Source organism: Lamprocystis purpurea DSM 4197 (assembly GCF_000379525.1).
GTDB classification, from domain to species: Bacteria; Pseudomonadota; Gammaproteobacteria; order Chromatiales; family Chromatiaceae; genus Thiodictyon; species Thiodictyon purpureum.
Genome location: NZ_KB902535.1, coordinates 23,286 through 33,354 on the forward strand (window position 1 = coordinate 23,286; position 10,069 = coordinate 33,354).

A 10,069-nucleotide genomic window follows, 5' to 3' on the forward strand; every position below is an offset into this window, starting at 1 on the left:
GTCAGCGCCGCCCCATCATGCCCCACCACCCAGCCGATGCAGACCAGCGGGCCAACGCCGCCCTCGCGCTCGCCCTCGCCGACGCGACCCCGCCCGAAGCGCCGCCCGATCTTGCCGAGATCGAGCGCTGGCGCCACGGCGCCCTGTCCCCGGCACGGGCCGCCGCGGTGCGCGCCCGGTTGGCCCGTGACCCCGCGGCCTTCGCCCAGCTCGTCGAACTCGAAACCGCCGCCGACCTGGCCCGGCAGCTCGCCCCCGCGGCGGCGCCGGTCAACCCCGGCTTCCTTTCCCGCCTCCTCTCCGGTCGGCGGCTACTCGCGGCGCCCTGGGCTTGGGGCGGTGGACTCGCCACCCTCGCGCTCGCCGCCGGCATCGGCTTCATCGTCTTGCCGCAACTGGGCCAACTGCCGCGCGCGCCCGACCTCGCCCATACACCGGCCGGCCGCGAACAGCAGGCGGGTCTGCGGGCGGCAGTGGAGCGCGATCTGGCGCACCTGGACGGGGCCGGTGGGGACACGGATTTGCAACCCGCGACATCCAGCCAGGCGGCCGCGACCGACGCCGACGCCCGGCAGGCGTTCCGCGACGGCGTGCGCCTGGCGCAGTTGGCGGCGGGCAGCGGCCGGGTCGGAAAAGGATTGGACCTGGCGGCCGGCCGCCGTCCCGACTGTCCCGCCGACGAGCGCGCCTGTCGCGCCCGGCGCGACGCCTACCAGCGACTCGGGCGCTGGGCCTGGGAGCTCGACGCGGGCTGCGCACCGGCCGCCGCGCGCGCACCCGACTGGGCGGCGGCGGCACGGACCCTGACACGTCTGGCGGCGGACCTGGCCGCCCAGTCGGGCGAGCCGCTGGCCGCCACCCTGGCCGCCGCGGCTCAGGCTGAAGATCCGCGCCGTCTGTGCGCGACCGCCGCGCGGCTGCTCGCCATCGGGGCCGGCGAGTGACGGTTGCGCAACGTGTCCAGGCACCGCACCGAGGCGTTACCGTGAAAGTCGCGCGGCGACCCCGTGGGAGCGGCGTCCCGCCGCGATGGGGCCGGGCGTGTCACCGCAGCGTTCGAGATCACCGTGGCACCCATCGCGGCGGGACGCCGCTCCCACGGGGGACATCGTCCGGGATCGCTGATGTTCCTTCCATGGCCGTTAACCCGACCGGGCCAAGGAGGTTTCGAGAGGAGCCGGGGCGTCCCGCCCCGGCCCCTTCGCTATCCGGGGCGGGACGCCCCGGCTCCTGTGATATTAAAGGGTTCTAAACGAACGATAACGCGGAGGAGAACGCGCGTGATGAACACAAGACGCTGGATGATGTTGGCTGGGGTCCTGATATTGGTGGGCCTGGGCGTGTTCTGGTGGGGCACGGCGGACCAGTGGGGGCCCTCGCCGAGCAAGGGGCGCGCTCCGGCGGCAACGGCCGCCGTGGCGGAGCCGGGCCACGGGCGGCGCATCGCGCTCGTGATCGGCAACGGCGCCTATGACCCGCAGACCGGCTGGAACCGGCTGCGCAGCCCGGACGCCGACGCCGCGGCGGTGGCCAAGGTGCTGCGCGACGATCTGCAGTTCGACGCGGTGATCGAACAGACCGACCGGCGCCGCGGCCAGATGATCGACGATCTGGACCGCTTCGCCCAGGCGCTGGGCGAGGGTGATACCGCCTTTTTCTATTATTCCGGGCACGGGGTCGGGGTGGGGGAGGACAACTATCTGATCCCGGTGGATGCCGCTGACCCGAGCAGCGAGCGGCGGCTGCGCGCCGACGGCGTGGCACTGCGCGAAGTGCTCGGGGTGCTGGAGGAGCGCCGCACCGCGCTCAACGTGGTGGTGCTCGACGCCTGCCGCAACAATCCGCTCGCCCAGGGCAAGAGCTATGGCGGGGCCGGGCTCAAAGGGATCGAGCGGGAGCGACTCACCGGCGAAACCCTCATCGGCTATGCCACCGGGCCGGGCAGGACGGCGGCCGACGGGGGCGGGGCACTCAGTCCCTATACCGCCGCCCTGGTGGCGGAGCTGGCGGCCCCCGGCAAGAGCCTGTGGGAGGTCTTTGGGGCGGTGACCGCGCGGGTGCAGCGGGCGACCGACGCCAAGCAGCAACCCTGGAAGAACGACACCCTGGTGAGGCCACACTATCTGGCCCAGGTGTCGCCGCCGCCCCCGCCAACGGTGGGGTATTTGCAGGTGAACGTGGACGCCCCCGGCGCGCGGGTGTGGGTGGATGGGCGCGAGGTTGGGGTGGCCGGGCCGGGTGAACCGCTGAACCTGAGCAACCTGTCGGTGGGCACGGTGCGGGTCGCGGCGAGCGCCCCTGGGCGGCAGCGGGTGGAGCAGCAAGTCGCACTGCAATCCGCGGTTTGGACTCAGGTCGGCCTGGCGCTGCCGGGCGCGGCGCCGGCGGTGCCCCCAGTCCCGGTGCCGCCGGCGGCGGCCGGGACCTGGACCGAGCCCCAGACCGGGATGGAATTCGTGTGGGTCCCGGCGGGCCGTTTCCAGATGGGCTGCGGCGGGGCCTGGGCGGGGGAGTGTTTCGACAATGAAAAGCCTGCCCGGCAAGTCCAGGTCAAGGGGTATTGGCTGGCGAAAACGGAGGTGACGCAGGCGCAGTGGCAGGCGGTGATGGGCAGCAACCCGTCCGAGTTCAAAGACTGCGCCGACTGTCCGGTGGAGGGGGTGAGTTGGAACGACGCCCAGGCGTTCATCGCCAAGCTCGATCCGGGCGGTCAGCAGGGGTTGCGGCTACCGACCGAGGCCGAGTGGGAATACGCCTGCCGCGGCGGCGGCAAGGAGGAGACCTACTGCGGCGGTAAGGATTTGGATCGGCTGGCCTGGTATGGCGAGAACAGTGGGAGCAAGACCCACCCGGTCGGCGGCAAGACGGCGAACGGGTTGGGGCTCTATGACATGAGCGGCAATGTCTGGGAGTGGACTTGTTCGGCCTGGGCCAACCCGTATGATGGTGCTGAGCAGCGATGCATCAGCAATAATGATGCCAAGTCCGCGCGGGTGGTGCGCGGCGGGTCTTGGGGCAACAGCTCCAGGGACGCGCGCGCCGCCAACCGCTTCACCTTCGATCCCGAGGACCGCAACTTCATTCTCGGTTTGCGTCTTGCCAGGACGCTTTCCCCTTAATTCCTTTAACACTTTACCCCTTGAAGGCATTGAGCCCTAAGGATAGGCGGTCTTCTCCGGGGTAAGGGTTTAGGGGCGGGTGCGCTCGGACATGATGTGTTGACCAGAATCCCGTAGGGTACGCATCGCGTACCCGCCAGGCCGCGGCGACTGCTGGGGGTGGGTACGCGATGCGTACCCTACACTGAAAGGGGCGTCAGTATCGGTATTGATCGCACCGGGGGCACGGCGGGCAGTGTCCCTCTTTAAAAATTTTTTTGGAGCCCCGGCACCCATGGCCGACAATGCCCGTCACACCGGTCCGGCCCTCGAGGTCATGTACCGCTTCATCCTCTGGCTCATTCCGACGCTGGAGAAGTTTCCGCGCGGGCAGCGGCCTGAGCAATGAGCGGACGTAGGTTCAGGTGTGCAGAGCGGCCAAAGCGCCAGGGTTGGCCTCGACGATCCTCAGCAGCGCTCGCGCGGGTCCAGCCGGCCGCACGCGGTGCTGCTCCCAGTTCTGCAGCGTCTTGGGCTTGACGCCGATCAGATAGGCAAAGCGCGTCTGGCTCAGGCCGGTCCGCTCGCGGATCGCCTTGACATCGGGTTCCGGAAATTCCTGCACCCGTGCCTCGGCCACGCGCTCACCGCGCATGTGGCGCCCCATGTCGCGCACGCTCTCCAGCAACTCTTCAAACTGCTTATTCTCCATTTTTTAGCTCAGCTTCTATGACATCGGCCAGTCGGTGCAGTTGCTCCTTGCTTAGGTCGGATGCTACGTTTTTGGCGTAGGCGTAAAGCAAATAGCATTGTTCCTTGCTGCACCAATAGTAGTAAATCACGCGCGCACCGCCGCGTTTTCCACGCCCTGGTAGTGCTATTCGTAACTTGCGCAGACCGCGACCACCGGGAATCAGGTCCCCCGCAGCGGGGTTGTTGAGTAGCATGCCCTGCAATTCAGCAATATCCTCGTCCGAGAAGAGGTCGCTGGCGCAACGGACTAAGATCGGCAGTTCGATGAAAACCATGGTTGTATTGTACGCTCGAAGCGGCGTTATTGCAGGCGCTGCCGGCAAAGCCGGCAGTTCCAAACTTGAGTGGCGGTTGCCGGCAGCGTGTCGGCGGCGAGGCTGATGGTGGATGCGCAGCGCTTATCCACCCTACAAAACCGGCTCGGCTGTAGGGTGGATAAGGCGCGCCGCACAATGTTCGGGACGCGGCACGTCGGTCGTGCGCGCCGCATCCACCAGGGGCCGCACAAGATCCTCAAGGTTTGGCACTGCTGGGTATGCGGCCACTTGTGTGCGCAACCGCAGACGCTGCGGTATAGTGAGCACCGCGGATTCAACCCGGCAGCGTGCCGGGACCAGACACAGCGACGTTGCTTCAGCGGGCGGGAGATGGGCATGCGTGGTCAGGGTTACAGGACGCAACGACGCCGTTCTTGGTGGTGTCTCGGTCTGGGGGCGCTGCTGCTTGCCGGCGCCGCACCGGCGGCGGAGCCTGAGCGCCAGGCCCTGGTGATCGGCAATGCCGCGTACACCGGCGAGCCGGTGCTGGTCAACACCCGCAACGACAGCGTGGACATGGCGCGCAAGCTCATCGGACTGGGCTTTCGGGTGACCGCGCACCAGGATCTCGGGCGGCGCGACCTGGCGCGGGCGCTCACCGACTTCGTGCGCCAGGTGCGCGGCAGCGACGGTGTCGCACTTTTCTATTACTCGGGTCACGGCTTGCAGGTCGGCGGCAGGAACTATCTGGTTCCGGTGGACGCGCAATTGCACGACGCGCTGGACGTCCCCAACGAGACCATCCCGGTCGACACCCTGCTGGCCGGGTTGGGCGAGCGCGGCGACAGCGCCGTCAACCTCATCGTGCTGGACGCCTGCCGCAACAACCCCTACCTGCGCTCCGACCGCAAGGCCATCGGCGACAAGGGCCTGGCGCGGGTCGAGGCGCCCGGCGGCACCCTCATCCTGTACGCCACCCGCCCCGGCGAGACCGCCAGCGACAACCCGGCGGGGCGCAACGGGCTCTTCACCCAGCATCTGCTCACCGCCCTCGACCAGCCCGGCGTCCCGGTGGAGGAGACCTTCAAGCAAGTCGCCCGCGGCGTGCAGCGCGACAGCAAGAAGGCCCAGACCCCTTGGCAAGAGGGCCTGATCCTCGGGCAGTTCTATTTCCGGCCGGTGGTGGGCGGGGGCGGGCCGGTGCCGCCCGTGCAAGCGGGCAGTGACACCCCGGCAGCGACCTGGACCGAGCCCAAGACCGGGATGGTTTTCGTGCCGGTGCCGGCGGGCCGCTTTCAGATGGGCTGCGGCGGGGCCTGGGCGGGGGAGTGCCAGGAAATTGAAAAGCCTGCCCGGCAAGTTCAGGTCAAGGGGTATTGGCTGGCGACAACGGAGGTGACCCAGGCGCAGTGGCAGGCGGTGATGGGCAGCAACCCGTCCAACTTCAAAGACTGCGCCGACTGTCCGGTGGAGCAGGTGAGTTGGAACGACGCCCAGGCGTTCATCGCCAAGCTCGACCCGGGCGGTCAGCAGGGGTTGCGGCTACCGACCGAGGCCGAGTGGGAATATGCCTGCCGCAGCGGGGGCAAGGAGGAGACCTACTGCGGCGGTAAGGACCTGGATCGGCTGGCCTGGTATGACAAGAACAGCGGGGATAAGACCCACCCGGTCGGCGGCAAGACGGCGAATGGGTTGGGACTTTATGACATGAGCGGCAATGTCAGCGAGTGGACCTGTTCGGCCTTGACCCTGTATGATGGTGCTGAGCAGCGATGCATAAGCAATAATGATGCCAAGCTTGCCAAACTTGGGTTGGTGTTGCGCGGTGGGTCTTGGAACGGCTCCAGTGAAGCCCGCGCCGCCGATCGCCTCAACGGCGATCCCGAGGAGCGCTGGGTCAATATCGGTTTACGTCTTGCCAGGACGCTTTCCCCCTGATTCCTTTACTGCTTTATCTCCTGAAGGCATTGAGCCCTAGGGCGTTTTCCGGGAAATGATCGACCGACGTGTAGGGGCGACTTTGGGTGATTTCCGGAGCACCGGATACCACCCGCCATCGGCTCGGACGCAGGTGCGACTGAAGGCGCACCTACATTGACCGGTATCCGAATTGTCGAAAGTCGGTAGGATGGGCAGAGCGAGCGCGATGCCCATCCTCACGCGTCGCGGTGGCCGGATGGGCATCGCGCTCGCTCTGCCCATCCTACGCGTTGGCGCGAAGCCCAGGATTCCTTGTCATTTTTACAGCGACTTATCAGCCTTTCATCGGTGCCGAACGCCGCCTGACGGCGGCGGGCCGGCAGGCTGTCGGCGGTCCCAGTCGCGGCTTCGGCGCGGTGTTGGCGAATCCTTTCACCGGGTCGCGCGAGGCCGCCCAAATTTGGAATTGCTGATCGTCGGCGACGCCGCCGCGCGCCGGGGCCAGGTGCGGTATATTGCGCGCCGACGATTGAACCATTGACGCACCGAGCGGAGTGAAGGGGCATGAGGGATCGAGGGCATACACGGCAACGCGGCGGCTGGCACGGGTTCCGGCTGCTTGGTCTGGGCCTGTTATTGCTGCTGGGGAGCACCGTGGCCGCGGCGAGCGGGGGGCGCGCACTGGTGATCGGCAATGCCAAGTACGAGCGTGAGCGACCCCTGGTCAACACCCTCAACGATGCGCGGGACGTGGCGGCCAAGCTGACCGCGCTGGGGTTCGCGGTCACCCAGGTGCAGGACCTCGATGGGCGCGCGTTGCGCCTGGAGGTCAACCGCTTCCTCGACGCCCTCCGCGCCGCGGTGGAACCCGCCGTGATCTTCTATTCCGGGCATGGTCTGCAGGACAGCGACCGCGACAGTTACCTGTTGCCGGTGGATGCCAGGATCGAGCGCGAGGCCGACATCAAAAGCGAAGGGGTGAGTGTCAACGCCATCCTCGCGGAGTTGGAGCGCCGCCCCAAGGGGGCCATGAGCCTGGTGGTGCTCGACGCCTGCCGGGACAACCCCTATGCCGCCTCGCGCGGCGGCAAGGGGCTCGGCCGGGTGACGGCGAACGGCGGCACCCTGGTGCTCTATGCCGCCAGCCCCAATCAGACCGCCGCGGACAACCCGCGCGGGCGCAATGGGCTCTTCACCCAGCACCTGCTGGCGGTGCTCGACCGTCCCGGGCTGGACATCGAGGACGGCTTCGACGAGGTGGCCCTGAATGTCGACCGGGACAGTAACGGCAGCCAGGTGCCCTACAAGGAGGGGAACCTGCTCGGCAAGCACTATTTGGCGCCCCCGGCGGCGGTGGGTTATCTGCAGGTGAACGTGGACGCCCCCGGCGCGCGGGTGTGGGTGGATGGGCGCGAGGTGGGCCGGGCCGGTCCGGGTGAGCCGCTGAACCTGAGCAACCTCCCGGTGGGTACGGTCCTGGTCGAGGCGAGCGCCCCTGGGCGGCAGCGGGTACAGCAGCAAGTGGCGCTCCAGTCGGGGGTCTGGACCCCGATCAGCCTGATCCTGCCGGGCGCGGCGCCGGCGGCGCCTCCTGCCCCGCCCCAGGCACCCGTCACGGCTGGGACCTGGATCGAGCCCAAGACCGGGATGGTTTTCGTGCCGGTGCCGGCGGGCCGCTTTCAGATGGGCTGCGGCGGGGCCTGGGCGGGGGAGTGTGACGATGATGAAAAGCCTGCCCGGCAAGTCCAGGTCAAGGGGTATTGGCTGGCGACAACGGAGGTGACGCAGGCGCAGTGGCAGGCGGTGATGGGCAGCAACCCGTCCAAGTTCAAAGATTGCCCCGACTGTCCGGTGGAGCAGGTAAGTTGGAACGACGCCCAGGCGTTTATCGCCAAGCTCGATCAGGGCGGTCAGCAGGGGCTGCGGCTGCCGACCGAGGCCGAGTGGGAATACGCTTGTCGCGGCGGCGGCAAGGAGGAGACCTACTGTGGCGGCAAGGACCTGGATCGGCTGGCCTGGTATAGGGAGAACAGCGGGGGCAAGACGCACCCGGTCGGCGGCAAGGCGGCGAATGGGTTGGGGCTTTATGGCATGAGCGGCAATGTCCGGGAGTGGACTTGTTCGGCTTGGGCCAATCCGTACGATGGTGCTGAGCAGCGATGCATAAGCAATAATGATGCCAAGTCCGCGCGGGTGGTGCGCGGCGGGTCTTGGAACAGCAGCTCCAGGGGCGCGCGCGCCGCCTTCCGCTACAGCAGCGTTCCCGGGGGCCGCAGCAACGATCTCGGTTTGCGTCTTGCCAGGACGCTTTCCCCTTAATTCCTTTAACGCTTTACCCCTTGAAGGCATTGAGCCTTAAGGTGATTTCCGGGAAATGATCGACCGACGCGTCGGGGCGACTTCAGGTGGGTAGGTAATGCGGTTCGAGTACTCACCGCATCCTACGCGCTCCAACCTACGGGCTCTCACCGAAAAAGAAGATGCTCTCACAAAGACACAAAGACACGAAGAAGAAAAAAAAGATAAAAAGCCATGAAAGGCTTCTCTACCTTTGTGTCTTTGTGTCTTTGTGAGAGGATTTCTTCTCTTTCTTGCGTGTCTTCATGAAAACCCTTGATCGGGCTCTCAGGCTCAAGGCTCGAATCCCAGGGCGCGCAACCGCTCGGCCAGTTGCTCCGCACGCGCGTGTTCCTGCTCGGCACGGGCACGCTCCTGCTCGGCACGCGCCGTCTCATCGCGCAAGCCCGGTAGGTTGGGGTCACCGCAGAATTGCGCTCTTCTTGGCGTGCTTGGCGACTTGGCGTGAGATATGTTCTTTCCAGACTCCGCGGTCGGGAGAATTCGCCACCAGTGTCGGGAACGAAGCCCAACGAGCAGCCAAACGTAAGGCGCGGAAATGTTGGGGTTCGTTCCTCACCCCAACCTACGGCATTGCGATGTTTTCGGGTTCGGAGCGAATACTTTCACAATATCGAGCGCGATGCCCATCCTACGCGTTGGCGCGAAGCGCCTGGTTTTTCACCATTTTTACAGCGACTTATCAGCCTTTCATCGGTGCCGAACGCCGCCTGACGGCGGCGGGCCGGCAGGCTGCCGGCGGTCCTGGTCGCGGCTTCGGCGCGGTGTTGGCGAATCCTTTCACCGTCTCGCCGTGTGGGAGCGCTTCCCAAGACGCGCCGCGTCCCCCGGCCGGTACCCGCTTTTGTCACTTTCCGCCCGGCGATCCGTTTCTTGATCACGACACCGCCGCCCGTCGCGCGGGCGGCCCGACGGGCCATCCCAGCGCCCCCAGACCAACCTGAAGGAACTTGACTCATGCCTCTCGCCACCGCCCCCATTATCGTCCCCGGCCGCCACTGGGCATTGCGATCCTTGCTGCTGGCCGGCCTGGCCGCGACCGCCGGCGCGCCGGCTTTCGCGCAGCAGGATGCGCCGGCGGTCGACGCCAAACAGGTCAGTGTCGTCGATGGTCAGGCGGACCGGCTGACGCTGACGGTCGAACCCGCCAAGGACCGCTTTGTGGTCAACGAGCCCATCCGCTTCAAGGTCAGCGGCAACCGCACCTTCTTCCTCTATGTCTACAGCGTCGACCCGAACACGCGCGACGCCACCCTGCTGGTTCCGAGCCGCCGGCACAGCAACAACAAATATCCGGCCGGGCGCGAGATCCAGGTGCCGGACAAGAGCTTCGAGTTCGTCGCGGACAAGGCGGAGACTGAGCGCTTCGTGTTCGTTGCCAGTACGCGCTACATCGACCTCGATCAGGCGCAGCGCACGGCCCCGGGCAACTCGCCGCCCGCGCAGGGGAAAGCGGCCGACGGGTGGTTGGTGACCAAGGAGGCCGCGCTCGAAGACCTGTTCGCGGAGAAGGGTGTGCGGGTGCGTGATGTGCGCGGCGGCAAGCCGGACGGGGATCTCGCGATCCGCGACATCGAGATCAAGATCACCGAGCGTGGGGGCGCCCCGAACTGATCCTGAGCCGGCCTAGCAGTCTGTCGGACTTTAGGCGATTTCCGAATAAGACGCTATCAAGAATCAAGC

7 protein-coding genes are annotated in these 10,069 nt (G+C 66.9%); 5 read left to right on the forward strand and 2 right to left on the reverse strand.

The window, feature by feature from the left end; translation table 11 throughout:
* Nucleotides 1–17 precede the first annotated feature (17 nt).
* On the forward strand, nt 18–944 hold the full coding sequence (locus tag A39O_RS0125535; protein ID WP_020507499.1) for a hypothetical protein: 927 nt from the start codon (nt 18–20) through the stop codon (nt 942–944).
* Between the two features lie 339 nt (nt 945–1,283).
* Complete coding sequence (locus A39O_RS37115) at nt 1,284–3,119, forward strand: SUMF1/EgtB/PvdO family nonheme iron enzyme (protein WP_245561980.1); 1,836 nt, start codon at nt 1,284–1,286, stop codon at nt 3,117–3,119.
* Between the two features lie 400 nt (nt 3,120–3,519).
* Here the strand turns inward: A39O_RS37115 and A39O_RS0125550 are convergent, their stop codons facing one another.
* Together A39O_RS0125550 and A39O_RS0125555 are read right to left on the reverse strand one after the other, a co-directional pair.
* A complete protein-coding gene (locus tag A39O_RS0125550) occupies nt 3,520–3,810 on the reverse strand; it encodes a helix-turn-helix domain-containing protein (RefSeq protein ID WP_020507502.1) in 291 nt (96 codons plus the stop codon).
* Nucleotides 3,800–4,126 (reverse strand): type II toxin-antitoxin system RelE/ParE family toxin, encoded by a 327-nt coding sequence (locus A39O_RS0125555; RefSeq protein ID WP_020507503.1) that lies wholly within the window; start codon nt 4,124–4,126, stop codon nt 3,800–3,802. The genes A39O_RS0125550 and A39O_RS0125555 overlap by 11 nt, the downstream gene beginning before the upstream one ends.
* Before the next feature lie 378 nt (nt 4,127–4,504).
* On the opposite strand from A39O_RS0125555, the gene A39O_RS37120 reads away from it, so the two are divergent.
* The 3 genes from A39O_RS37120 to A39O_RS0125585 all read left to right on the forward strand — a co-directional run bounded on the left by A39O_RS37120 (nt 4,505) and on the right by A39O_RS0125585 (nt 10,000).
* Complete coding sequence (locus tag A39O_RS37120) at nt 4,505–6,046, forward strand: SUMF1/EgtB/PvdO family nonheme iron enzyme (RefSeq protein ID WP_083924891.1); 1,542 nt, start codon at nt 4,505–4,507, stop codon at nt 6,044–6,046.
* A gap of 546 nt (nt 6,047–6,592) precedes the next feature.
* Nucleotides 6,593–8,347 (forward strand): SUMF1/EgtB/PvdO family nonheme iron enzyme, encoded by a 1,755-nt coding sequence (locus tag A39O_RS37125; protein WP_020507506.1) that lies wholly within the window; start codon nt 6,593–6,595, stop codon nt 8,345–8,347.
* A gap of 996 nt (nt 8,348–9,343) precedes the next feature.
* Entirely contained in the window at nt 9,344–10,000 is a 657-nt protein-coding gene (locus A39O_RS0125585) for a DUF4384 domain-containing protein (protein WP_020507508.1), read from the forward strand.
* Nucleotides 10,001–10,069: the final 69 nt, after the last annotated feature.

Coding starts and splice junctions, on each gene's coding strand:
- A39O_RS0125535 (WP_020507499.1), top strand. CDS start 18: ATGCCCCACCACCCAGCCGATGCAGACCAGCGGGCCAACGCCGCCCTC.
- A39O_RS37115 (WP_245561980.1), top strand. CDS start 1,284: ATGAACACAAGACGCTGGATGATGTTGGCTGGGGTCCTGATATTGGTG.
- A39O_RS0125550 (WP_020507502.1), bottom strand. CDS start 3,810: ATGGAGAATAAGCAGTTTGAAGAGTTGCTGGAGAGCGTGCGCGACATG.
- A39O_RS0125555 (WP_020507503.1), bottom strand. CDS start 4,126: ATGGTTTTCATCGAACTGCCGATCTTAGTCCGTTGCGCCAGCGACCTC.
- A39O_RS37120 (WP_083924891.1), top strand. CDS start 4,505: ATGCGTGGTCAGGGTTACAGGACGCAACGACGCCGTTCTTGGTGGTGT.
- A39O_RS37125 (WP_020507506.1), top strand. CDS start 6,593: ATGAGGGATCGAGGGCATACACGGCAACGCGGCGGCTGGCACGGGTTC.
- A39O_RS0125585 (WP_020507508.1), top strand. CDS start 9,344: ATGCCTCTCGCCACCGCCCCCATTATCGTCCCCGGCCGCCACTGGGCA.